Origin of the sequence: Hydrogenobaculum sp. Y04AAS1, assembly GCF_000020785.1 — a bacterium.
Lineage (GTDB): Bacteria > Aquificota > Aquificia > Aquificales > Aquificaceae > Hydrogenobaculum.
Genome location: NC_011126.1, coordinates 1,364,848 through 1,387,503, shown reverse-complemented (window position 1 = coordinate 1,387,503; position 22,656 = coordinate 1,364,848). Strand labels below are relative to the sequence as shown.

General features: G+C 34.1%; 25 protein-coding genes and 1 tRNA gene. 6 read left to right on the top strand and 20 right to left on the bottom strand.

The features are described from left to right. Nucleotide 1 precedes the first annotated feature (1 nt). The gene (locus HY04AAS1_RS07410) at nt 2-793 is read left to right on the top strand and encodes a DUF302 domain-containing protein (protein ID WP_012514506.1); all 792 of its coding nucleotides are present in this window, start codon (nt 2-4) and stop codon (nt 791-793) included. Here HY04AAS1_RS07410 and HY04AAS1_RS07405 read toward each other — a convergent pair. The 8 genes from HY04AAS1_RS07405 to HY04AAS1_RS07370 all read right to left on the bottom strand — a co-directional run bounded on the left by HY04AAS1_RS07405 (nt 790) and on the right by HY04AAS1_RS07370 (nt 6,725). Next, nucleotides 790-1,656 carry a UbiA prenyltransferase family protein gene (locus tag HY04AAS1_RS07405; RefSeq protein ID WP_012514505.1) on the bottom strand — a complete coding sequence of 289 codons (867 nt, stop codon included), beginning with the start codon at nt 1,654-1,656 and terminating at the stop codon, nt 790-792. The genes HY04AAS1_RS07410 and HY04AAS1_RS07405 overlap by 4 nt on opposite strands. Continuing rightward, entirely contained in the window at nt 1,643-2,533 is an 891-nt protein-coding gene (locus HY04AAS1_RS07400) for a tetratricopeptide repeat protein (RefSeq protein WP_012514504.1), read from the bottom strand. The genes HY04AAS1_RS07405 and HY04AAS1_RS07400 overlap by 14 nt, the downstream gene beginning before the upstream one ends. Beyond that, entirely contained in the window at nt 2,530-3,261 is a 732-nt protein-coding gene (locus tag HY04AAS1_RS07395; protein ID WP_012514503.1) for a hypothetical protein, read from the bottom strand. Before HY04AAS1_RS07395 ends, HY04AAS1_RS07400 begins: the two co-directional genes overlap by 4 nt. Nucleotides 3,262-3,268: 7 nt before the next feature. After that, complete coding sequence (locus HY04AAS1_RS07390; RefSeq protein WP_012514502.1) at nt 3,269-4,060, bottom strand: TIGR00282 family metallophosphoesterase; 792 nt, start codon at nt 4,058-4,060, stop codon at nt 3,269-3,271. A gap of 27 nt (nt 4,061-4,087) precedes the next feature. Next, a tRNA-Leu gene (locus tag HY04AAS1_RS07385) sits at nt 4,088-4,170 on the bottom strand. Nucleotides 4,171-4,189: 19 nt separating this feature from the next. Further along, nucleotides 4,190-5,278: a glycosyltransferase family 4 protein gene (locus tag HY04AAS1_RS07380; protein ID WP_012514501.1), complete on the bottom strand. Its 1,089-nt coding sequence runs from the start codon at nt 5,276-5,278 to the stop codon at nt 4,190-4,192. Next, complete coding sequence (locus HY04AAS1_RS07375; protein ID WP_012514500.1) at nt 5,275-6,495, bottom strand: MFS transporter; 1,221 nt, start codon at nt 6,493-6,495, stop codon at nt 5,275-5,277. The genes HY04AAS1_RS07380 and HY04AAS1_RS07375 overlap by 4 nt, the downstream gene beginning before the upstream one ends. After that, nucleotides 6,492-6,725 carry a tetratricopeptide repeat protein gene (locus HY04AAS1_RS07370; RefSeq protein WP_012514499.1) on the bottom strand — a complete coding sequence of 78 codons (234 nt, stop codon included), beginning with the start codon at nt 6,723-6,725 and terminating at the stop codon, nt 6,492-6,494. The genes HY04AAS1_RS07375 and HY04AAS1_RS07370 overlap by 4 nt, the downstream gene beginning before the upstream one ends. A gap of 98 nt (nt 6,726-6,823) precedes the next feature. Between HY04AAS1_RS07370 and HY04AAS1_RS07365 the strand changes: the two genes are divergently transcribed. Next, a complete protein-coding gene (locus tag HY04AAS1_RS07365) occupies nt 6,824-7,240 on the top strand; it encodes a copper chaperone PCu(A)C (protein WP_012514498.1) in 417 nt (138 codons plus the stop codon). On the opposite strand, the gene HY04AAS1_RS07360 is transcribed toward HY04AAS1_RS07365, so the two are convergent. The 7 genes from HY04AAS1_RS07360 to trxB are packed head-to-tail and all read right to left on the bottom strand — an operon-like array spanning nt 7,241 to nt 14,983. Further along, complete coding sequence (locus HY04AAS1_RS07360; protein ID WP_012514497.1) at nt 7,241-8,209, bottom strand: GDP-mannose 4,6-dehydratase; 969 nt, start codon at nt 8,207-8,209, stop codon at nt 7,241-7,243. Between the two features lie 12 nt (nt 8,210-8,221). Next, nucleotides 8,222-9,439, bottom strand: a complete 1,218-nt coding sequence (locus HY04AAS1_RS07355) for an ion channel (RefSeq protein ID WP_012514496.1) — start codon at nt 9,437-9,439, stop codon at nt 8,222-8,224. After that, nucleotides 9,436-11,583, bottom strand: a complete 2,148-nt coding sequence (locus HY04AAS1_RS07350) for a 3'-5' exonuclease (RefSeq protein WP_012514495.1) — start codon at nt 11,581-11,583, stop codon at nt 9,436-9,438. Before HY04AAS1_RS07350 ends, HY04AAS1_RS07355 begins: the two co-directional genes overlap by 4 nt. After that, nucleotides 11,583-12,128: a hypothetical protein gene (locus HY04AAS1_RS07345; protein ID WP_012514494.1), complete on the bottom strand. Its 546-nt coding sequence runs from the start codon at nt 12,126-12,128 to the stop codon at nt 11,583-11,585. The genes HY04AAS1_RS07350 and HY04AAS1_RS07345 overlap by 1 nt, the downstream gene beginning before the upstream one ends. Then, nucleotides 12,122-13,555: an Asp-tRNA(Asn)/Glu-tRNA(Gln) amidotransferase subunit GatA gene (gene gatA / locus HY04AAS1_RS07340; protein WP_012514493.1), complete on the bottom strand. Its 1,434-nt coding sequence runs from the start codon at nt 13,553-13,555 to the stop codon at nt 12,122-12,124. Before gatA ends, HY04AAS1_RS07345 begins: the two co-directional genes overlap by 7 nt. Before the next feature lie 2 nt (nt 13,556-13,557). Next, nucleotides 13,558-14,001, bottom strand: coding sequence for a TraR/DksA family transcriptional regulator (locus HY04AAS1_RS07335; protein ID WP_012514492.1), 444 nt, complete (start codon nt 13,999-14,001; stop codon nt 13,558-13,560). A 13-nt stretch (nt 14,002-14,014) separates the two neighbouring features. Next, nucleotides 14,015-14,983 (bottom strand): thioredoxin-disulfide reductase, encoded by a 969-nt coding sequence (gene trxB, locus HY04AAS1_RS07330; RefSeq protein WP_012514491.1) that lies wholly within the window; start codon nt 14,981-14,983, stop codon nt 14,015-14,017. A 182-nt stretch (nt 14,984-15,165) separates the two neighbouring features. Between trxB and HY04AAS1_RS07325 the strand changes: the two genes are divergently transcribed. From HY04AAS1_RS07325 to HY04AAS1_RS08575, 4 genes are all read left to right on the top strand, one after another. Continuing rightward, nucleotides 15,166-15,570, top strand: a complete 405-nt coding sequence (locus tag HY04AAS1_RS07325) for a hemerythrin family protein (protein WP_012514490.1) — start codon at nt 15,166-15,168, stop codon at nt 15,568-15,570. 62 nt (nt 15,571-15,632) lie between these two features. After that, nucleotides 15,633-16,298 (top strand): thioredoxin family protein, encoded by a 666-nt coding sequence (locus tag HY04AAS1_RS07320; protein WP_012514489.1) that lies wholly within the window; start codon nt 15,633-15,635, stop codon nt 16,296-16,298. A 46-nt stretch (nt 16,299-16,344) separates the two neighbouring features. Beyond that, complete coding sequence (gene era / locus HY04AAS1_RS08580; RefSeq protein ID WP_337954071.1) at nt 16,345-16,821, top strand: GTPase Era; 477 nt, start codon at nt 16,345-16,347, stop codon at nt 16,819-16,821. 50 nt (nt 16,822-16,871) lie between these two features. Continuing rightward, a complete protein-coding gene (locus HY04AAS1_RS08575; RefSeq protein WP_337954070.1) occupies nt 16,872-17,240 on the top strand; it encodes a KH domain-containing protein in 369 nt (122 codons plus the stop codon). Here HY04AAS1_RS08575 and HY04AAS1_RS07310 read toward each other — a convergent pair. From HY04AAS1_RS07310 to HY04AAS1_RS07290, 5 genes are read right to left on the bottom strand one after another with little or no spacing between them, the layout of a single operon-like run. Then, complete coding sequence (locus tag HY04AAS1_RS07310; protein WP_012514488.1) at nt 17,237-17,818, bottom strand: CDP-alcohol phosphatidyltransferase family protein; 582 nt, start codon at nt 17,816-17,818, stop codon at nt 17,237-17,239. The two genes, HY04AAS1_RS08575 and HY04AAS1_RS07310, sit on opposite strands and share 4 nt — an antisense overlap. After that, nucleotides 17,815-19,116 carry an adenylosuccinate lyase gene (gene purB, locus HY04AAS1_RS07305; RefSeq protein WP_012514487.1) on the bottom strand — a complete coding sequence of 434 codons (1,302 nt, stop codon included), beginning with the start codon at nt 19,114-19,116 and terminating at the stop codon, nt 17,815-17,817. The genes HY04AAS1_RS07310 and purB overlap by 4 nt, the downstream gene beginning before the upstream one ends. Before the next feature lie 35 nt (nt 19,117-19,151). Continuing rightward, nucleotides 19,152-19,583, bottom strand: a complete 432-nt coding sequence (locus HY04AAS1_RS07300; protein WP_012514486.1) for a hypothetical protein — start codon at nt 19,581-19,583, stop codon at nt 19,152-19,154. Beyond that, on the bottom strand, nt 19,583-21,511 hold the full coding sequence (locus HY04AAS1_RS07295) for a TonB-dependent receptor plug domain-containing protein (protein ID WP_012514485.1): 1,929 nt from the start codon (nt 21,509-21,511) through the stop codon (nt 19,583-19,585). Before HY04AAS1_RS07295 ends, HY04AAS1_RS07300 begins: the two co-directional genes overlap by 1 nt. Further along, the gene (locus HY04AAS1_RS07290) at nt 21,483-22,586 is read right to left on the bottom strand and encodes a GGDEF domain-containing protein (protein WP_041308094.1); all 1,104 of its coding nucleotides are present in this window, start codon (nt 22,584-22,586) and stop codon (nt 21,483-21,485) included. Before HY04AAS1_RS07290 ends, HY04AAS1_RS07295 begins: the two co-directional genes overlap by 29 nt. Nucleotides 22,587-22,656: the final 70 nt, after the last annotated feature.

Below are 22,656 nucleotides of genomic sequence, written 5' to 3'. Positions count from 1 at the left end.
TATGAAAAAAATATTGTTTGGTGTTGGGCTCCTTATTGGCGTAGGATTAGCTTATGCAAACCCAATATACTTCAAAGAAGAGGCTCCGGCCTCTTATGTAAAAAATCTCAACAAAGATTTTAAGCTTTTGTATATTTTTGATATACAAAAAACGATGGAAGCCTACGATAAAAACTTCATACCATACAAAGTATATATCTACAATACGAAATATACAGACAAGCTGTTAGAAAAAAATCCCCTAATTGGTAATGCGTTGCCTTTTAGCGTGTTAACCTACAAAGAAAATGGCAAATCTTACATAGTAGTCCCAAATATTTATTATGTTGGGCTTTTAATAGGTTATGATACTAAAAGCCTAAAAACTTTGAAAGATATACAAAATAAGATATTAAAAGATCTAAAGTTTAACATATCAAAAACTTCTTCATATCAGAGCTTAGCGCTTTTTGTAAATATGCCCTACAATATGGATTTTAACGATGCTAAAACATTTATAAAAAGCTCTTTAGAATCAAACGATATGACAGTACCTCATCAATATCAAACAAAAAATGTAGATATACTATACTCTTGCAACGCCAAATGGGGAAGATATATATTGAGCGATTTCAAAGATATAGGAGCTTTTGCCCCTTGTAGGATCGTGATATACCAAAAAGAAGGCAAAACTTTTGTGTCTTATTTTAACCCCGAAGTCGTAAGCTCTCTTGATAAGAACTTAAAACCTTCTACACTAAAAGCTATAGATAAGTTAAACGGTATTTTAAAATCTTCTTTATCTGGGTTTTAAAAATGAAAGTATAGTATAACCCCGTCGTACAACACAAGAGCTATAGCACTAAGAAGTATAAGCTTATCGTTTAAAAGCTCTTCTGAGGGCTCTCCACTTTTTAAGTTATGGGTTATATGGTAATACCTAAATATGCCAAAAGTGGCTATTATAACGCTGTAAAAAAATATTTTACTAGGTATACTTAGAGTATACATAGTATATATGCCAAGGCCCAAAGTGGCCGATATTACCATGAGCTGGTCAAGATAATAAACGCTGTAATACTTTAAAACCTCTTTAAAGTCCTCGCTTTTTTCTTCCATTGTAAATAACTCATACCTTCTTTTACCAAAACCAAGGTAAAGGCTTATAAAAAACATATCTAAAAACAGATAAGGAGACACATCCACATATGCCGCAAAAGCACCTATGTATATCCTTATTAAAAATCCAAAGGCTATAAAAAACACATCAAAAAGCTGTTTTTTCTTAAAATAAAAGCTGTAAACAAAGCTATTTAATACATACACCATAGACATGGCAAAGGCAAGCATTGAGATTCTAATCACAAATATAGATCCTGTTATAAACAAAGATATTCCTATAAAAGATGCAAGCTTGATAGATATATCGCCCTTTGCTATGGGCCTATTTTTTTTCTTAGGGTGAAGCCTGTCTTTTGGCGCATCTATTATATCATTTAATATATATGTGGAAGATGCTATAAGGCAAAATCCTATAAAGACAAGGCTTGTATTTAAGAACAAAGTTTTATTAAACACTTCCCTTGCAAAGACGATAGGGATAAAAAGCATTAGATTTTTTGTATATTGTTTTACCCTTAAAAGCCTAAAAAATATCTTTAGTTTATTGTAATCCATTTAACCAAGATTGAAGATATTGTACCTCTTTATCTGCATGTATTTGATTGAGATATTCTATAGCTCCTTGGATATAGGCTCTAGCTTTTATGGGGTCTCCAGTATCCTTATAATAAAAACCAAGATACGCATACGCCATAGACTCCCAATAACTATCATCCGCTTCCAGAGCCTCTTGATAGCCTTCTGATAAAAGCGTCAAGGCGTCTTTATAATCTTTGTTTTCTCTTGCTATCTCGCCTAAAGAGAGCAAGGCTATAGCCCTTGCATCGTGGTTTTTTGATTTTTTGGCAAGTTTTTGAGCTTTTTCTAAAATAGATTTTGCCTTATCAAGATTTCCTATGTGATAATAAGCAAGACCTTTTAAAGCCATTATATCTGATTTTATAAAATCTGATTTAGCATGTTTTAAAGCCTCATCAAAATACTCTATAGCCTTTTGATAGTTGTTTTTAGCGCTTTCTAAAAAACCTTCCGATTCTAAAGCTATAGCAAGAGTATCACCAGTTGGGTTATATTTCATAGCGTTTTGGCAGTGCGTCGAGGCTTTGTTTATATCCCCGCTCATGGCAAAAACTTTACAAAGATGGCTTTCTGCCTCGGACATCATCGTTATATTTTTTGTATTGTCAAGAGAATTTTTCAAAAACACCACAGCATCTTGATAATCTCCGTTTATCTCACTCATGATTCCAAGACAAAGGCTAGCTGCTGGGTCTTTGGGATTTTTTATAAGTTCGTTATGACCCTCAAACACCGCCAATCTAAAATCACCCTGATATAGTTTTGACATACATTCGTTGTTGAAAGGTTTTTTAGAGCAAGAGCTAACTATAAAAGCCGAAATCAGAAATAAAAAAAATATATTTTTTTTCATAGAGATTTTATCTCTTGAATTATCTCTTGTTGAAGCTTCATGATGATAGAGCTTAGCTTTGCAGCGTCCTTTCTATCCACAGACATCTTAAAGCCAGCGTATAACTCATCTTGTTCTTCGTATATATTTACTAGATTAGCTTTACCCCTAACGATATCGCTATCTATATAAAGCTCAACATCAAAAACAATATCTTTGCTTGCCAAATCTTTCATCTTACCCAATATCATATCTTTGTTTTCATCTTTTTCTATTTTTATAGCAAAACCAGTTTCGCTAATATTTTTTAACGAGAGGTTTGAAAAACATTCGTCCAAGTCCTCAAGGCACAACTTTGCATAAGCTTTATGCTTATAATCAAACTCCACCCTTACGCTCGATCTTTTTAAAAAGGGCGGTACCTCTATTAAGGATTCTGCCATAAGCACAAGCTCATCTCTAGCACTTGAAAAAACGCTACATTTTATATAAAAAGAGAGTTCTCTACTTTGGTATGGTATAACAATTTTCACATACACTGGGTTTCCAGCTTGGAAAGCATACTTCATAGAGGTGTTTTTCCAATTAAAAGCCAAATAAACTTCGTTAGTTTTGGAAACATCAACCCAAGAAAGTGATATTTTTATATTTATAGGCACATCCCTATAAACTGTGTATATATTGTACTCTTTACCCTTTTGTAGTTTTGCAACAACCTCTTTTATATCTATTTCAAAAACGTTTGCCATTTAATTATTATATTATATCTTCAAATATTTGTAGCCTATTTATAGATTCTATCGTATCTTCGGCTTTTAATAAGATTGCGTTAAATATACCTTGAGATTTATCCACTTCAAACCTCGCCGGCACACCCTTCAGATATTTTGTAATAGCTGCGTACTCTGTACCTATTATACTATGCCAAGCTCCAGTCATTCCTATATCTGTTACATATGCCATACCAGATGGAAATAAAAAAGCGTCAGCGGTAGGCACATGCGTGTGTGTGCCGTATACAAATATCTTGTTGGCCACATCTTTAAACTCGTTTTCTATGTAAAGGGCAAAAGCGTATTTTTCGGCAGTGGCTTCTGCGTGAAAATCTATTATAGCTATGTCAAAATAATACTTAGAGAGTATATCTTTTGCCACAAAAAAAGGATTTTCTAACGCTGGATTTCCCATAAACACTCTACCCATAAGGTTTAACACAAGAATTTGTTTTTGGTTTTTATTAAAAATACCAAAACCTCTACCGGGCACCCCATCTGGGTAGTTTGCTGGTCTTAATATGTCTTCTTTTTGATCTATAAAGCTAAAAACCTCTTTATTGTCCCATATGTGATTTCCAGAGGTAAACACATCAATCCCAAGGGCTTTTAGCTCTTCATAAACCTTTAAAGTTATACCAAAACCACCAGCTGCATTTTCACAATTTAAAAGCACAAAATCTACTTCATATTCTTTCAAAACATGCGGCAATATTGATTTTAAAACCCTTCTGCCGGTTCTTCCTATCACATCCCCAATAGCCAATATATTCATCCCATAAAAATTATACAGGATATTACATGCGGATGGTGGGACTTGAACCCACACGGTTTTTCACCATAGGATCCTGAGTCCTACGCGTCTGCCAATTCCGCCACATCCGCTTTAGATATTTTATTATATCTAAGACAACTCTTCCAACAATTTTACATACTTTGATAGCATATTCTCTATGCTATACTCTTTTGAAGTAGCAATAGCATTTTGAATTATATGCTCTCTAACATTACTATCTAAATTTAGTACCTTTTCCATGGCTTTTGCCATGGCGTTTATATCCTTTGGAGGGATTAAAAATCCATTTATCCCGTCTTTCATATACTCTGATATACCACCCACATTTGTACTTATACAAACAAGCCCACTTGCCATAGCCTGTAAAAGCGCTCCTGCTATACCTTCTAACCTTGAGCCAAGCACAAAACTATCGCAAGCTCTCAAAATATATTCTACATCTTCTTTGTACCCAAGCCCTAAAAAATGTTTTATTCCAAAAGACGATGCTTCTTTTACAGCATCTTTATCTGTTAAAAGCCCCACAAACAAGAGCATGGTATTGTCTTTTTCTATTTGTTTGTAGGCTTTTAGTATATCGATATGACCTTTTATCTCAGGGTTGTAATTGGCCACATTCACAAATATATATTTGTCAAGCGGTAGATTGTATTTCTTGCGAAGGGCTATTTTCTCCTCATAGCTTGCTCTTTTAAACCTCGATAGATCAATCCCGCTTTGAATCAATCTAAGCCTATCTCTAAAAAAATCTTCTTCCAAAAGTTCTTGGTAAACCTTTTTAGATACTACCACTATTTTATCGGCAATAGAGTATTTAAAATATTTTGAAAGCGTGTTTGATTTTCTACCAGATCTTTTAAAAGCCACTATTTTAGGCTTTTTGGATAAAAAAGGATAGACCACCCTCACATAATCAAGGGCTTTTGGAGAGTTTGCAAGTATTACATCAAAATTATTTTTTGAAATGATATCATAAAGCCTTTTGTAGGTAAAAAAACTTATCCTTTTAAAAGGTGTTTCTTTTTCAAACTCATAATAAGGGACTTTATCTTTTATTTTTTCTTTAAAAGCCTCAAAATCAAAAGAAAGTGCAAAAGATATATCAAAACCAAGATTTTTAAGACCAACGGCTGTTATGTAAGCTTGTTCTTTGGTACCACCCCAGCCCACAGCATCCAAAACACTTAAGATTTTCATTGAAGATAGTTTTTTTCTTTTAACAAAAACACCACCAAAACACCAATTATATATATAGAAGATGCCATAGCCCCAGCTTTTGCCACAGAACCAAACAAGTATGTGATATAACCAGTTATGAATGGTCCAACAGCCGCCAAAGTCCTTCCTACGTTAAAACAAAAACCAGCCCCAGTGGCTCTTATAAAAGATGGATACGCCTGAGGGAAATATATAGAAAACCCGCTAAAAACACCGTTGTTAAAAAATCCAAGCAACGCAAGCGATATCAAAAGTTTATCAAAGCTTTTAGCATATAAAAACGTTGTAAGCCCCATCAAAAAACTTCCCATAAAAAACAAAATAAATGTATTTCTTATACCGATATGTTTTGTTATAACACCAAAAGATATATAACCAAACAAAGCACCTATGTTTAAAGCTATTGAGCCAAGCCCTACATAGTAGGCTATATCTTTTTTATGCAAAATATAAGATATCAAAGCTGGAGTCCAGTTTGTAACCCCCCAAAGCCCAAAGACCGCCACAAAAGCAAGCAAAGAACCTATGATAGTTTGATTTACATACTCTTTTCTAAAAAGAAGTTTTAGGCTTTTAATATAAGAAAATGTATTTTTATTTAAAATCCATTCTTGAGATTCTTTTACAAAAAGCCTAAAAACAAAAGCTAAAAAAGCAGGTAAAATACCTATTAAAAACATTACCCGCCAAGAGTGATAACGCCCCACAGTAAAATATATAATAGATGCCAGCAAAAACCCAAAAGCCCAAGCGCTTTGAAGAAGGCTTGAAGCAAAAACTCTATTTTTATTTTTAAATATCTCTGCCACCAGTGTAGCACCACCAGCCCATTCACCACCTATACCAATGGCCGTTATAAACCTAAAAAGCCCTAATTCCCATACATTTTGAGCCAAGGACGAAAGGCCGGTAAATATGGAATAAAGACCTATCGTTATAGCAAGAGCCCTTACTCTTCCTATCTTATCCGCCACATAGCCAAAACTAACCCCACCTATTGCCCAGCCTATTAGAAATATAGAAAATATCAGCCCTCCATAAAAGCCTACATTGGATTCTGTGTTTAAAATACCTTGGTTTTTTAGTAGCTCCTTTAAAGCGCTTACCATCACCAAAGCATATATGGTGGCATCCATGCTATCAAACACCCAACCTAAAAAAGCCCCTATAAAACCAACAAGTTCTTCTTTTTTCATATATCGTAAATCATATCAAAAAGCTCTTTAGCCATAGCCTCATCCATAGTTTTTAGCTTTTTGTAGCACTCCCGTGCTTTATCTATATCGTTTATTTTAACATAGGCAACGCCTAATTTAAATATAAGATCTTTGTCCTCTGGTTTTTGGGAGATCTCTTTCTCCAAATCCTCTATATACCTTTTTACCATTATATCGCCCATCTTACTAAACATACCCTTTTTCATCATACCAATAAAGATAATAACATATTGGCCGTTTGCAACGCATAAAAATAAACAAAAATTTGTGATAAAATAAAGTTAAATTTTATTTTAAGGAGGTTTTTATGAAAAAACTTTTATTGGCAATGGCACTTGTAAGTGGTGCGGCTTTTGCAAAACCAGAGATTGCGATCAAAGACCTTTGGGTTAGGCTTATGCCCCCTACTTCAAAAGTAAGCGCCGCTTACATGAAGATAGAAAATAAGGGAAGTTCTGAAGATGTGTTGTTGTGGGCAAAATCATCTGTATCAAGGATTACACAGCTTCATAAAACCATAACCAAAAACGGAATGATGAAGATGGTAAGAGTAAGAAAATTTGTGATAAAGCCGGGGCAAACAATTATCTTAAAACCCGGTAGTTATCACATCATGCTTATAGATTTAAAGCATCCTCTTAAAAAAGGAGAAAAAGTAACTCTTTGGCTTAAGTTTAAATATAGTGGTATGAAAAAAGTTATTGCACCTGTGGAAGATAGATAATTAAAGTTTTACATCTTTTATCCAGTCCCAGTTTTTTAGAGTCCATTCTACGGCATTTTTGATACCTTCTTCCAAGGATACCGTAGGGGACCATTCTAAAAGATTTTTAGCTTTTGTGATATCAGCCCAAGTGGCCATCATATCTGCTTTGTGAAATTCTTTATAATTTATCTTCGCTTTTTTGCCTAGATAACTTTCAATAAGTTCTATAGCATAGATAAGTTTATCTGGTTTGTTGTTGCCAAGGTTTATGATTTCATAGCCAAGTGGTTTTAGGGCTTTTATGGTACCTTTTGCTATGTCGTCTATATATGTAAAATCCCTTGATTGAGAACCATCTCCAAAAAGCTCTATAGGTTCTTCTTGGTATATCCATTTTATAAACCTAAATATAGACATATCTGGTCTTCCAGCAGGCCCATACACGGTAAAATATCTTAGTATAGACACATCTATCCCATAAAGATAGTGATAGCTATAAAGCATAGCTTCAGCACCTTTTTTAGAAGCAGCGTAAGGAGATATTGGGGTATTTACCGGAAGTTCTTCCACAAAAGGCATCTTTTGACCAGCATACAAAGAAGATGTAGAAGCTTGGACAAACTTCCTTGTACCAAAGTTTTTTGCCAACTCTAAAAGGTTTAAAACACCAAGCGTATTGGTAGAAAGGTACACAAATGGATTTTCCAAAGAGTATCTTACACCAGCCCTTGCTGCTTCATTTATTATGGCGTCTATATGGTTATCTTGAAATATCACCTCAAGAGCTTGTTTGTTTTCTATATCTATAGGATAAAATTTGAAGTTTTCATGGCTTTTAAGAGTATCAAGCCTCCAAAGTTTTACTTTTACATCGTAATAATCATTTATATTGTCAACGCCTACAATGTTATAGCCTTCTTCTAAAAGAAGCGTAGATACTTTCCAACCTATAAAACCGGCAGCCCCTGTCACAAGTATGGTTTTCATAAGAGTATTCTATCATAAATCTTTTAAGAACATATCTCCCAATATTTCACCGCTCACTATGATATCATCGGCTATGTTTCTTCTTCTAAAAGTCTTTGCATTTTCTATTTTTAAAAGCTGAAGATTTATCTTTATATCTTTGTTTAAACCTCTTGCTACTACAGCAGTTAATATAGATCTTGCATCTATAGACTCGGCATCAAGATCATGAAAAAGCTCTGGGAATATGTTTATTTGTCTAGCAAATTCTATTTTTACATCCTTTAGCACCTGCTCTTTAACAAAGTCCCCCTTTTTATATATAAATCCGCCTTCTAAGTTTAAATCTTGATTGCTTATAACCACCACTAAAGGCTTGTCTTTTTTATGCTTTAACTTTTCTATCATATAAGAGCTTGTCTCCGTCCATCCAGCTATTATTACATGGTCTTTTAAATCCGCCATTATTATACCTCCTGTTTTTAACAAATTTATATATCTTATAAGCCCAGAGCTCACAAAAGCGGTGATAATGGAAAAAGAAAACCAACCGATAAGTGCTATAAGTATTGCAACGATTCTTCCCACGGTGGTAATAGGCGTTATGTCTCCATATCCTACCGTGGTAGCAGTTATCATAGCAAGGTAAAAAGCATCAAAAATATTGTGCATATGAGGGTTGTGGGCATTTTTCTCTACAGAGAATAAAATTATGATCAAAGATGCAAGACTTATGAAAATGAATACCAAAATACCAAGTATCTCATTTATAATATCCGTAATATGTGTAAATAAAGTCTTATACAAATCTTTATACTGTATTGAGATTTTAAAAAACCTAGCCACCAGCACAACAATCCTAACAAGTCTCAAAGGATGGAATATTGGAAATATCGATATAAAATCTATTATAGATGATGGTTTTGACATCCATAAAAGCTTTGGTTTTAACGCTTTTAAAAAAGCGATAAAAATACCTTCATCTTTATTTTTTAAAAAGTCTTTTGTAAAATTGCTAGAAAGCCAAAGCTTTGATATATATTCAAAAGCTATTACGAAAGATGCGGCAAAATCAAACACAAAAGCCATAGAGTAAAGATCTTCATGTAAAGCGTGAAACTCGTTGAGAAGCCCAAGTACTATAGATAAAAGCACTACAAATATGCTTATAGGTTGGTAAGTTTTATAGGCAGTAGAAGATGGAACTTCAAACATCCTGAAAACAAAACGCTTTATAGTTTTTAATCTCATAGAGGTTTTAGAAATTCTTTTACAATGGTTCTATCTTTATCTTTAAATCTCACATTTGCTACGCCGTTTGATATGTTTAAAACTACGCCCTCTCCGAAAACCTCGTGAAATACACTATCTCCAACTTTTATATCTACTTTTGATACTTTATTTTTTGAGCTTTTATAAGATATAGGCTCGTAATGGGTTAGGGTTCTTACTTTTTGATCTTTAAGGGTATCTTTAGGCAAAAACGATGTGTCCAGCAAGGTTTTGTCCATAATGTTTATAAAATCGCTAACTTTACCAGCAGCAGTATAACTTAAAAACAAATACTTTTTTGCCCTTGTAATACCAACGTATAAAAGTCTTCTTTCTTCTTCCATATCAAGCACATCGCTAAAAGCTGAAGAATGAGGAAGTATACCATTTTCAAGCCTTGGCATAAAAACAGCTTCAAACTCCAAACCTTTTGCCTTGTGAACGGTCATAATTTTAACGGCTTTTGAGTTGTCTTTTTCATCTTCTTCCATTAAAGAAATCTCTTGTAAAAGCTCTTTTAACCTTTCTTTTTGATTTTCTTGATGTTTTTGGGCTTCTATTTCAAAAAATCTTAAAAGCTCCTTTACGTTATCGATGCGCTCTTGATAATCTTCTTTGTACTCTTGCTCCAAATACTCAAAATATCTTATGTCGTTTATAAGCTTTTCCACATAAAAAGATATATTTCTATCTTTAGCTTGTCCCTTTTCCAAGTTATAAACCAATCTTTCCATAGCCTTTATAAAGTCGTTTTCTTCAAAAAGCTTATTACCTAAAACATACTTTGTAGCTTGGATTAGGTCTATAGATTTTTGCTTAGAGAGGTTTATAATTTTCTCTACCGTTTTTTCTCCTATGCCTCTTTTGGGATTTGTTATAGCTCTTTGAAAAGATATGCTATCTTTTGGATTTATAGCAAGGTGCAAGTATGCTAGTATATCTTTTATCTCTTTTCTTTGAAAAAATCTCAAAGCACCTATTATCTTATGAGGGATCTTTGCTTTTACAAGAGCTTGTTCTAAAAAGTTTGTTATATAGTTTACTCTCACAAGGATAGCTATTTCTTCCAATGGTACGCTTTTGCTAAGTTCCTCTATTTTCTTAGCTATCCACTCTGCTTCCTTTTCTTCGTTTGGATGAAACGTTATAACAGGTTTTGGATAAGTTTGATTTTCTTTTTTATGACTTTTTAAAATAGGTACCAGCTCTTTCCATTTGGCTTTTGAATTTTTTAAAACATCATTGGCTAAAGATAATATCTCGCTTGATGATCTATAGTTTATGTTTAATTTTATTATTTCTGGGTTGTAATCTTCTATAAAGCTTATTATGTTGTCTGGGTGAGCCATACGCCATTCGTAAATGCATTGGTTTGGGTCTCCTATCACGCATATGTTGTCTTTTTTTGATATGTGTTTTATTATCTCGTACTGAGCGGTGTTGGTATCTTGGAACTCGTCCACTATGATATAATCAAAAAAATTCTGATAGTAGTTTCTAAAAGCCCCATCTTTTTGGAGCATATCCTTAAAAGCTCCCATAAGATATGAAAATGTAACAGCGCTTGTCTCTATCATAGCGTTTAAAAATATATCCTTAAGTTCCAACACTTTTCTATCAAACTTGTTGTCTTCGTCTAAAAATCTTATACCTTCTATAGCTTGGTTTACAGCTATGTAAAGCTTTTTAGCTTCATCTTTTTTTATATCTTGATCTTTTAATATGCTCTTGAAAAGCCTTACTGAATCTTCTTCATCAAGCACTCTAAAATCGTTTGAAAGCCCAAATATTGCATGATGTTTTCTTATAATTCTTGAAGCCACAGAATGAAACGTACCAATCCATTCTATGTTTATATTTTTACCCAATACACTAGCGTATTTTTGTATCCTTTCTTTTATCTCGTTGGCGGCTTTGTTGGTAAAGGTTATCATCAAAAGCCTACTTCCTCTTATCTTATACTCTTGGTTAAATATAAGATAAAGGGCTTTGTGTATTATCGTTTTAGTCTTACCAGAACCAGCCCCGGCCACCACCAAAATGGGTTTTCCGTTTGATAAAACCACCCTCCGCTGCTCTTCATTTAGTCCTTCTAAAAGATCTTTTAGCAATCTTTCATTCATCAAAAGACCCTTGTAGGCGGTCTTGTATATATAGGTTCTACAAAAAATATATCGCTTGGATTTTCCTCTTTAAAAGCCTCATAACCAAGATAAGAAAACATATGTTCATACTCTTCTATATCTTTTGATGGGACATCTGGAAGCTCTTTATACTCTTCTATATCAGATACTCTATATCCTTTCTCATAATAAGCACCAACATAGGCGTTTGAAACTTTTCTATAAAGAAACAAGCTATCTTTTGAAAACATTGTTTTTGCCACTGCATCTATGTTTATAAAAGAGTATATCGGTTTTTCAAGGGCTACACATATGGCCTTTGTAAAGTTTATACCTATTCTAAGCGGAGTAGCATAACCTATACCTATACATACAAAAAAAGCATCTATCTCTGCTGGTTTTATATCAAAAGTATTAAACAAAAACGGCAATAAGCTCAACGTTTTTTCGTTGGTTTTTTTATAAAAGCTTAATACTGGTTTTGAGTCTTTCAATAAACAAAAAGATACATTGCTACTAGAAGTATCCAAACTTAAGGTTAGCATACATTTGATATACGCTCATAGTGATGGAAATGTTGCTCCCAAGCGTAGGATACATCCAAAAGTGTCTGCTCGTCAAAAGCTCTTCCTATGATTTGTACACCTATGGGCAGTCCATCTTTTGTAAACCCAGATGGTATAGATATCGCTGGGAGCTCTGCCAAATTTACAGAAACTGTAAATATATCAGAAAGATACATCGATATTGGGTCGTTTAGTTTCTCGCCAAACTTAAAAGGTGGTGTAGGAGAAGTGGGGCTTAATATAACATCCACATCCTTTAGGGCTTCTTGAAATTCTCTTTTTATTAGATTTTTAACTGCAATAGCTTTACCATAATATGCTTCGTAATAACCAGAAGAAAGCACATAAGTCCCAAGCATGATACGGCGTTTGACCTCAGGGCCAAAACCTTCATCTCTTGTTTTTGCATAAAGTTCAAAGAGATCTTGAAAATCTTTCGCCCTATAGCCATATCTCACCCCGTCAAACCTAGCTAAGTTTGAAGAGGCTTCAGCTGGTGCTATTATATAATAAACTGGGATAGCGTACTCTATATGTGGCAAAGATATTTCTTTTATGGTGGCTTTGTTTTCTTCTAAAAACTTTACAAAGTTTTTAAAAGATTCTTCTACTTCTTTGCCTATCTTGTAAGCCATAAACTCTTTCGGAATACCAACTCTTAACTCTGTCCTTGGTTTTAGGTTTTTAGAAAAAGAAGGAACTTCTACATTGACACTGGTGCTATCTTTTGGATCGTAACCAGATATCACTTCTAAAAGAAGAGCTACATCTTTTGTGTATCTACCAAAAGGCCCTATCTGGTCCAAAGAAGAAGCAAAAGCCACAAGACCGTACCTTGATACTCTACCGTAGGTGGGCTTTAAACCTATAACACCACAAAAAGAAGCTGGCTGTCTTATAGACCCGCCCGTATCAGAACCAAGAGAGAGTGGCACCATGCTGGCACCTACCGAAGAAGCAGAGCCTCCAGAAGACCCCCCAGGTACATACTCTATATTCCAAGGGTTTTTTGTTTGAAAAAAAGCTGAATACTCTGTAGAAGAACCCATTGCAAATTCATCCATGTTGGTCTTACCTACTATAATAGCTCCCTCTTGTTTTAATCTTTTAATCACCGTAGCATCGTAGACAGATATATAGTTTTGGAGCATCCTTGAGGAACAAGTAGTGGGAAATCCATCAACGTTTATATTATCTTTTATAGCTATAGGTATACCAAACAACTTACCTTTTGGTGTTTGATTGTCTAAGGCTTTTGCCGTTTCATAAGCTTGGTCATATAGGTCCGTCACAAAAGCTTTTATCGTTGGTTCAAAGGCCTCTTTTCTTTTCTTAAAACTTTCCAATATCTCAGAGGGTTTTATCTTTTTTTCTAAAAGCCAAGAAACGCTATTTTTGTAAAGCATATTCAGTCTTCCCCTATATCATCCCTTTCTATAGTTATATCTTCTACAGGTGGCTCATATGTGTTGTTGGTCATTGATGTACCCATAGTCTCTTCGTATTCTTCGGCCCCTTTTGCGGTGAACCTTGTCCAGGGTATAGCTTTTAGTCTTTCATAAGGTATCAACTCTCCAGTCCATTCGCATATACCGTAAGTCCCATTTTCAATACGCTTTAGAGCCGCTTCTATTTCTTTGAGTACTTCCATATCCCTTTGAGAAAGAGACTCTAAAAGCTCTTCTGTATAGTTTATTTGGCCCAAATCCTCTAAATCTTGAGGCTCTTTTGCCTCTTCGGATACACGTTTCTGAACTTCTAATTTTTCGTTGTATCTGGCTACTATCTTTGCCCTTTCTTCCAAAAGCCTTTTCTTCAACTCTTCCAATTGCTTCTTAGTAAGATGTTTCATATAACCCCCTTTATTACCACTGAGATGTAATTTTAGATTTTTTGTTTAGGTACTTATCAACAGCCAAAGCCGCTTTTACCCCGTCGGCAGCCGCTATAACAGCTTGTTTTATGTTGGTGCATAATATATCACCGGCAGCAAATACTCCTGGTACAGAAGTCATCATCTCTTCGTTTATTTCAAGACAACCGTGCTCATTCATCTTAACTTGCCCCATGAGAAAATCCACAGAAGGTTTATTACCACCTATAAATATAAAAACACCATCTACTTCCAACGTGGTTTCCTCACCAGCGGATAGCTTTTTCACATGAAGCCCTTTTACAAGACTATCGCCAACAATTTTAACAGGTCTTGTATGAAGAAGTATCTCTACGTTTGGAAGGCTTAAAAAATGCTCGATCTCTTCTTGAGGTGCTCTAATCTTAGAAGAGGGTACTACAAAATAAACCTTTGAAGCAAAACGGGCGATAAACTCCGCCTCTTCTAGACCATAATCATCATCACCTACAACGGCCACCAGTCTATCTTTGAAAAAAGCCGCGTCACAAACACCGCAGTAAGATACTCCTTTGCCCAAAAACTCCTCTTCACCGGGAAACTTGTGGACCCTTTCCATAGCCCCGGAAGAGACTATGATAGCCCTTCCTTTGTATTCTTTTCCCTCTATTGTATAAACGCTTTTAATCTCATCTTCTAAAGATGTGGCTATAACTTTACCTCTTTGAAATTCTGCACCAAAGGCTTTAGCGTGATCTCTCATTAGTTTTAAAAGCTCAAAACCCGTCAAAGGACCTCTTATGCCGGGGTAGTTTTCTATTTTTTGAGTAACGCCCAAAGCTCCGTCAGCTTCAGCCCTATATAGCACCAACGTAGATAGACCAGCCCTAGCGGTATAAATAGCGGCGGAAGCACCAGCCGGACCTGCACCTATTATAATTACATCGTATACCTTATCTTGATTACCAAGCATCAATTCCATATCTTCACTCCTAAAAAGCTAAATAAATATTATATCTAAATTTAAAGCGCAAGATATAACAAATATATGTAAAATAATATAAAAGCAATGTATTTGTAGTGATAAAATGCATATTGACAAATCAAGTACAAAATATAAATTAACATTTACTTATTTCAAGCAAGAAATTTTAGGAGGTATTTATGCTTTTACCAAAGGAAAGGATACCGCAGGTAGCTTTGATGGAAATGAACGATATACACTTTGAAGAAATAGACCTTCTCAATGAGCTTTACGACGCGATAAAAAACAACGAACCCATAGAACGCATAGAAAAACTTTTTGAAGATTTTTTAGCAGATGTAGTTTATCATTTTGAATTTGAGAACAACGCCATGAAAGAGACAGGATTTTTTGCCTATCCTATGCACAGGCAAGAGCATGAAATGAGGATGTCTGAACTAAACAAATTAAAAGAGGATTTCTACGCCACTAAAAATAAAGAGCTAATAACAAACTACTTAGAACAAAAATTTGTACCTTGGCTTATAATACATGTACCAACGATGGATACTGTCACGGCTCAATATTTAGCAGATTATCTATAGATTTATCACGGAAAAAAGATTATATTAATATAATAAATTTTTTATCCTTTAAGGAGGTGTTTATGCTTTTAGACTTAGAAACAAGGGCACAGTTAAAGGACATATTTGAAAAGAACCTCAAGGAACCCGTAAAGCTAAAGCTATTCTCACAGGCTATAGGTTGTGAGAGTTGTGGCATAACAGAACAGTTGATGCAAGAAGTCAAAGAGGTAGGTGGAGATAAGCTCTCCTTGGAGATTGTTTCACCGCTTACCAACCAAGAACTAGCCTCTTCCTACGGTATAGAAAGAGTGCCAACGCTCGCAATAGAAGGTGAAAAAGATTATGGCATAAGATATATAGGTCTTCCAGCAGGTCTTGAGTTTAATACACTTATACATGGTATTATCCAGGTATCTCAAAGAGATCCTGGACTTAAAGAAAGAACCCTTGAGATATTAAAAGATGTAGATGTACCTATAGATATAATGGTGTTTGTAACCACCTCTTGTGGATATTGTCCTGCTGCTGCCATAACAGCTTTTAAATTTGCAATAGCCAACGACTATATCACATCAAAAGCTATAGATGCTTCAGAAAATATGGACCTATCGGAAAGATTTCAAGTGGTAGGAGTGCCAAAGATTGTGTTAAACAATGGACTTACAGAGTTTGTAGGTGCTCAGCCTGAAGAAGCTTTCTTAGGCTATATTACATCTGTAGCATCAAAGCTTAAAAGCCTAAACTAAAATATAAAAGCGGATAGCGATATCCGCTTTTTGCTATAATCAAAAGATGAAAGTTGGATTTGTAAGCATAATAGGAAAGCCAAACGCAGGGAAATCTTCTTTGCTAAACGCTATACTCGGTAAAAAAGTATCCATAGTATCTAACGTAGCTGGCACCACCCGTATAAGAGTTATGGGTGTAAAAAATTTAGAAGATGCTCAAATTATTTTTGTAGATACTCCTGGATTCATGAAAAGACCCAAGGACCTCATGGAAGAATACATGGTAAAAGCTGCCAAAGAATCTTTGGAAGATGTTGACGTGCTTTTGTTTGTATTTGATGTTAAAACTTGTATTACCGAAGAGGATTTAAATCTTTTTAAAATCCTAAAAAGAGATTACTCTGATAAAAAAATAATAGGTGTTTTAAACAAAATAGATGGTATATCAAAAGAACAGGTTTTAGAGCTTATAGAAGAGGTGTCAAAAACCTTTGCACTAGAAGAAATAGTCCCAGTGAGCGCTACCAAAAATCAAATATAGATGAGCTTTTAAAAACAATCGTAAAATACTTACCAGAACAAGAGATCAAGATGTTTGAACATGAAGAAGACGCTTCTTTGCCTTTAAGACTTCATGTGTCAGAGATTATAAGGGAAAAAGTCCTTCAAAGGACATATCAAGAAGTACCTCATTCTGTAATGGTAATAACAGATTCTATAGAACCTGCCAAAAACAACAAAGACATGATTGTAATAAAAGCTAGGATTTTAGTAGATAGAGAAAATCTAAAACCTATCATTATAGGTAAAAACGGTCAAAATCTTAAAAAAATAGGCATGGAAGCTAGAAAAGAACTTGAATTTTTACTTGGGAAAAGGGTATTCTTAGAGCTAACGGTAGAAGCTACAAACTGGCGAACAAAACCAGAGTATGTAAAGTATATGGGTTATATGGGTTAAGAAAGATGTTTTTTTGCGTAAAATATTCTTTCTAAGGTTGTATAAAAAGCCCCTATGCCTACTATCAAAAGCCCAAGTTTATAAAACCCAAGAAATGTAAATATTACTATTGTACCAAAACGCTCCGTCCTTTCAAAAAAACCCACCGGAATATCAACACCAAGACTATGAGAACGAGCTTTTGTATAGCTTACTGTAAAACTAAACACCAATGCTAAAAGCCCAAAAAATACACCTTCTATATCTTGAGTTTTTGAGAAAAAAAGTATAATAGCACCTATTGGTAAAGCATCTGATAATCTATCTATAGTGGAATCTAAGAAAGCACCAAAGGAAGAGCTTTTGTTTGTAAGCCTAGCAAGTGCTCCGTCCAAAGCATCAAACAGCCCACCTATTAGAAGAATCAAGCTTCCAATATGATTATACCCTTCATAAACAAAAAAAGAACCTATCGATATTTCAACAACCCCGGATAGAGAAATTGTGTTTGGGTCTATGTTTTTTTCTTTTAAAAAAACAAGAATTGGGTATACAGTCTTTTCAAAGATTGGTTTTAGGCTTTTAGCAAAATAGCTCATCCAAAAACTCGTTTAAATATATAATCCCTATGTTTTATAAATTCATAAGGGTCCATTATCTTATCTAGATCTTCTTTTGTAAGGTATTTGGAGGCTTCTTTGTCTTCTAAAAGAGCATCTTTAAACATAATCTCTTCATCCCAGCTTCTCATAGCACATCTTTTTACTATATCGTAAGCGCTGTCTCTATCTACACCTTTTTGCATAAGATAAACAAGAACTTTTGAAGAAAAGTAAAGACCTTTTGAAATATCCATATTTTTTAGCATTCTATCCGTATTTACCTTCAAGCCCTTCAATATGTATTCAAAAAGCCCAAACATATAATCAAGGCCTATAAAAGTATCTGGTATTATGATACGCTCCGCTGATGAATGAGATATATCTCTTTCGTGCCAAAGGGCTATATTTTCAAAAGCGGCTATCATGTTTGCTCTCATAACTCTTGCAAGTCCACATATTCTCTCGGCGTGTATTGGGTTTTTCTTATGGGGCATGGCAGAAGATCCCCTTTGAGATTCTGAAAAAGGCTCTTCCATTTCAAGGACTTCTGTTTTCTGGTAATGTCTTATCTCTGTGGCAAACTTTTCCAAAGAAGAGCCTATCAAAGAAAGTACACTCATAAGATAAGCGTGTCTATCCCTATGCACTATCTGAGTGGGAGCTGGTTCTGGTTCAAGCCCAAGCTTTTGAAGGGCTATTTTTTCTACCTCTGGGTCTACGTTTGAAAACGTACCTACTGCTCCGGAGATTTTCCCTTTTAATACATCTTTTTTTGCCACTTGAAGGCGCTCTTTTTGCCTTTTTAACTCATCGTACCAAGAGGCAAATTTAAGCCCTACGCTTATAGGTTCTGCATGCACCCCGTGGGTTCTTCCCATCATAACACTGTCTTTATATCTAAAAGCTTTTTCTTTTAAAAGCTCCAAAACTATATCAATATCAATTATTATGCTATCTATAGCATCTTTTAGTACTAAACTAAGAGCTGTATCTAAGATATCGGAAGATGTAAGCCCCATGTGAAAATACTTTGAATATTCACCAAGCTGCTCTCCTATGGCACTTACAAAAGCAAGCACATCGTGCTTATATATCCTCTCATACTCATCTATTTTCTTTTCTACACTTTCATCCACATATGCTTTACTATCTATAACTTTGTAAGCTTCTTTTGGTATTATACCAAGCTCTGCCATAGCATATAAAACAGATAACTCTACTTCAAGCCACTTCTTATACTTGTTTAAATTGGAGAATATTTCAGCCATTTCTTTTCTTGTATATCTTTCTATCATACAAAATATTTTAGCATTTAGAAGGTTTGTTTAATTTAGAAAATTAAATCTTTTATGCTTACTTCAAAAGGTTTATAATCTTTTGGTAGATTTATACCAAACCTTCTTAGTCTTTCTTTTACAAACACAAGCTGATATCTTCCATCGAGCCAATAAAGCCCAGCTACAGCATCGGGATTTTTAAACAAAGCATTATAACTCATCGCTAAAAAGGGCTTGTGAAAAGCTGGTATATAAGAGTTAGATACCACAATATCTGCATTGTTACAATTTAAAGTAAAACTAGCATACCTAAAATAATGAGCTACAGGACTAATATTTACACCGTCTTGGCATATTTTCGGATGGTTTTTACGGGTTAGCGCTATAGCTATTTTCTCTATTAACCTCGAGAGTATGACATGCTTTTCTATCTGAAAAGCTAAGCTTATATAGGGTATGATAACAAGAATTAGCAAAAGCCTCATTAGAAAAGTCTCTCTAAGCTTATATAAAAAGTCGTAGGATAGGCGTTTACGTTGTACAAACCACTTGGATTGCCGTTTTGATCATATACGATAATTGGCACCTTGTAAGAGCTGTTTAGTATGTTTTGAGCTTTTAGCGTTATGCTGTAATAAGGGTTTATATGGTAAGTGATGGCACTATCCCACATGTATGTGGAGGGCTCATTTATACCAAAATACCCATCAAAAGGACTTCTGTATACAAGTTCATTGTAAAAATATATATTTTTATACCTATCAAAAAGTTTTATAGAAAACCCTTCATTTGGCGAATGATATGATTTGTTAAGTTTATTAACGAAATAATCAAATTCTATCTTGTTAAAAGAATTTATAAAATAAGTGTTTGAAAGCCAAAATATGTTCATATATATAGGAGATGACATGTTGTAATAACCATAAGGATAGTTAAAGCTTGGTTCTATAGTATTTCTCATATCTATGTAGGCGTATAAGAATCTAATATTATCTCTTGAAAAATTATAATCTGTTTCAAAGCTTAAACCTTTATATTTTACATTGTTAAGATGATAAGGTCCGCTGTATAAAATATTTTGAAAAGAAGGAGGGGTATAAGTTTTGTAAATGAAACCTTTAAACGTTATATTATTTTTGGGTTTTGATATATAACCAATTCTTGCAGAATAATCAGAGTTTCCAAAATGCCCGTTGTAAGAGGACCTATCAAACTTTAAATCTCCAAGCAAAAGGTTTCTATCGTTTATATTAAACTGATCTTCTATGTAAGCAGTGTAATAGTTTCTATGAGTAGGTTTATTTAAAGAATTTATAGGTATATTGTTGTAACTTAGGTTATCTATATTAAAGTTTAAAAGCTGAAAACCAGAGCCTATTATAAGTTTATTCTTATCGGTGGTAAAGGTCTTTAGTATATCCCCAGAGTATTTGTATATATCTGCATTTAAATTGTAAAAAATGGGTATTTCTCCTTGATTTAAAGCATATGGTATGTAAAGAGGGAAATCAAATGAATTTTTATAATTATCTTTATGTTCCATGTCTAAAGCAAAGTGAATTTTTAGGCTTTTATCGAAATAATCTGTAAAGGATATATAGGCATCTTGGTCTTTGTCTATACCACCCACTGGATTTACAAATTCAGCCCCTACAAATACGTTTTGTTTTGATCTAACAGCGCTTATATCAATATGCCAGTTAGAAAAATGTGTGTATCCTTTGTGATTTAGGTTTAAAAAAGCGTATTGTTTAAAGGCGTTTCTTGAATGTTCTATATTGAGTACGTTAAACTTTTGGAAGGCCTCGTAGGCTTGATCGTACATAAAAGAATAAGAAAAGTTTTTATTTATAGGTTTTGCACTAGAAAACCCAACATTGTAGCCACCTCTTGAGTTAAGAGTGATTCTTAAAGATGATATATTCTCCCTCGATGGTTTTTTAGTGTATATCTTAATAATAACAAGTTTCGGCACATTGCCAAGAATGACAGAAGCTGGGCCAATGTATATTTCTATATGATCAACGTCGTTTAAAGGATAATCTGCATACAGATCGAAATCTCCGTTAAAACCAGAGTTTACAAGATGATCATTTATATAAATAGCAAATTGGTTGTAATAATCGTAAGAAAACCCACCTAGCGTTAGAGAGTAGTTCCCGCTTTCATTTGGCCCATAGTTAAATATTGGAATTGATTTCAGCACATCTTCAAGGGTATATGCTTGCATGCGCCGTAAATCTTGCCTTGTTATGATAATCCAGTGTCCTAAACTCTCTTTTCTTGTCTGATAAGATAAATCAGATTTGTTGTTGTACATAGACAAAAGCTTACTTATGTTTTGACTAAAACCTAAAGAGACGATAAATTCAACACAAAACAAACTAAAAAGTAATAGCTTTTTTATCGTCATAAATCTCTATTCTATCCCTGCCGCTTCTTTTTGCCTTATAAAGAGCTTCATCGGCTTTTTTAATACCTTCATCCAAGTTTTTAGCTTTTAAACATATCCCTATAGATACGCTAAGTTTTATATTGTAATTGTTGATATTAATATCAATAGATTTTATTTTTATCCTCAATCGCTCTAAAGTCTTTAAACAAGCCTCATGGTGTTTGCATTTTAAAAGTATCAAAAACTCTTCGCCGCCCCATCTTAAAACAATATCATCTTCTCTTATGGAGCTTTTTATAGCTTGAGCTACCTCTTTTAGAACTATGTCCCCAGCATCGTGTCCATACGTATCGTTTATTCTCTTAAAAAAGTCAATATCTAACATAGCAACTACGTAATCTTCTTGACGGTTTTTTATATTTTTAAGTAGTTTTCTATTTGGTAAACCTGTAAGTTCATCTATATAAGATTCTATTTTGTAAGCTCTTGTTTTGAAAAGCAAAAATATTATAGTCAGCAAAAACAACAACGACATTATATCGATAAGTATTATGCCTATTTTTATCCTCGCTAAGGTATCTTTTAGACTATTTAACGTGCTTAGTTTATAATCTATTATTATCAATGCTTTATAGGGTTTATCGTGTATCAAGACGTTTAGTGGGTAGTAAAGAGAAAAACCCACGTTTTCTATAGTATCATGGTATTTTACATAAGGTATATCAGTTTTTATAGCTTTTAATATAACATATTTTTCATCTGTAGTTGGCATAAAAACCCGTGGGTAGCTAATACCATGTTTTGGTAAGTCCTCTACGCTGTATAAAATACCGTTTTTATAGGCAAGCACAAAAACTCTCTGTATATCTTTTGAAAGCAATAGCGGAAGATAGTTGTCAAGCTCCTTGTAAGATTTGTTGTTTACTTTTAAAGCTATATTGGAAACTGTAGCTTGGGTTTGGTTATAAACGATATTTATTATAGACTTAGAAAGTTTAACTTCAATTTCATGAAGCTGATAAGATATAAAAAGAAAAACCAAAGTTATAACAAATATATAAAAACGTTCTAACCCCTCTCTTTTTAATGGCATAGATAATATTTTAACATATATTAACATAATAATATATATAGATCAAGATAGGATAGGAATACAGAGTAGT

Bases quoted from the DNA above. Each gene is read 5' to 3' on its own strand.
- HY04AAS1_RS07310 (WP_012514488.1), bottom strand. From the start codon at position 17,818: ATGAGCTATTTTGCTAAAAGCCTAAAACCAATCTTTGAAAAGACTGTA.
- HY04AAS1_RS07375 (WP_012514500.1), bottom strand. From the start codon at position 6,495: ATGAAAAAAGAAGAACTTGTTGGTTTTATAGGGGCTTTTTTAGGTTGG.
- HY04AAS1_RS07345 (WP_012514494.1), bottom strand. From the start codon at position 12,128: ATGCTAACCTTAAGTTTGGATACTTCTAGTAGCAATGTATCTTTTTGT.
- trxB (WP_012514491.1), bottom strand. From the start codon at position 14,983: ATGGAATTGATGCTTGGTAATCAAGATAAGGTATACGATGTAATTATA.
- era (WP_337954071.1), top strand. From the start codon at position 16,345: ATGAAAGTTGGATTTGTAAGCATAATAGGAAAGCCAAACGCAGGGAAA.
- HY04AAS1_RS07325 (WP_012514490.1), top strand. From the start codon at position 15,166: ATGCTTTTACCAAAGGAAAGGATACCGCAGGTAGCTTTGATGGAAATG.
- purB (WP_012514487.1), bottom strand. From the start codon at position 19,116: ATGATAGAAAGATATACAAGAAAAGAAATGGCTGAAATATTCTCCAAT.
- HY04AAS1_RS07365 (WP_012514498.1), top strand. From the start codon at position 6,824: ATGAAAAAACTTTTATTGGCAATGGCACTTGTAAGTGGTGCGGCTTTT.
- HY04AAS1_RS07405 (WP_012514505.1), bottom strand. From the start codon at position 1,656: ATGGATTACAATAAACTAAAGATATTTTTTAGGCTTTTAAGGGTAAAA.
- HY04AAS1_RS07360 (WP_012514497.1), bottom strand. From the start codon at position 8,209: ATGAAAACCATACTTGTGACAGGGGCTGCCGGTTTTATAGGTTGGAAA.
- HY04AAS1_RS07355 (WP_012514496.1), bottom strand. From the start codon at position 9,439: ATGAGATTAAAAACTATAAAGCGTTTTGTTTTCAGGATGTTTGAAGTT.
- HY04AAS1_RS07390 (WP_012514502.1), bottom strand. From the start codon at position 4,060: ATGAATATATTGGCTATTGGGGATGTGATAGGAAGAACCGGCAGAAGG.
- HY04AAS1_RS08575 (WP_337954070.1), top strand. From the start codon at position 16,872: ATGTTTGAACATGAAGAAGACGCTTCTTTGCCTTTAAGACTTCATGTG.
- HY04AAS1_RS07320 (WP_012514489.1), top strand. From the start codon at position 15,633: ATGCTTTTAGACTTAGAAACAAGGGCACAGTTAAAGGACATATTTGAA.
- gatA (WP_012514493.1), bottom strand. From the start codon at position 13,555: ATGCTTTACAAAAATAGCGTTTCTTGGCTTTTAGAAAAAAAGATAAAA.
- HY04AAS1_RS07300 (WP_012514486.1), bottom strand. From the start codon at position 19,583: ATGAGGCTTTTGCTAATTCTTGTTATCATACCCTATATAAGCTTAGCT.
- HY04AAS1_RS07410 (WP_012514506.1), top strand. From the start codon at position 2: ATGAAAAAAATATTGTTTGGTGTTGGGCTCCTTATTGGCGTAGGATTA.
- HY04AAS1_RS07350 (WP_012514495.1), bottom strand. From the start codon at position 11,583: ATGAATGAAAGATTGCTAAAAGATCTTTTAGAAGGACTAAATGAAGAG.
- HY04AAS1_RS07400 (WP_012514504.1), bottom strand. From the start codon at position 2,533: ATGAAAAAAAATATATTTTTTTTATTTCTGATTTCGGCTTTTATAGTT.
- HY04AAS1_RS07380 (WP_012514501.1), bottom strand. From the start codon at position 5,278: ATGAAAATCTTAAGTGTTTTGGATGCTGTGGGCTGGGGTGGTACCAAA.
- HY04AAS1_RS07295 (WP_012514485.1), bottom strand. From the start codon at position 21,511: ATGACGATAAAAAAGCTATTACTTTTTAGTTTGTTTTGTGTTGAATTT.
- HY04AAS1_RS07335 (WP_012514492.1), bottom strand. From the start codon at position 14,001: ATGAAACATCTTACTAAGAAGCAATTGGAAGAGTTGAAGAAAAGGCTT.
- HY04AAS1_RS07290 (WP_041308094.1), bottom strand. From the start codon at position 22,586: ATGCCATTAAAAAGAGAGGGGTTAGAACGTTTTTATATATTTGTTATA.
- HY04AAS1_RS07395 (WP_012514503.1), bottom strand. From the start codon at position 3,261: ATGGCAAACGTTTTTGAAATAGATATAAAAGAGGTTGTTGCAAAACTA.
- HY04AAS1_RS07370 (WP_012514499.1), bottom strand. From the start codon at position 6,725: ATGATGAAAAAGGGTATGTTTAGTAAGATGGGCGATATAATGGTAAAA.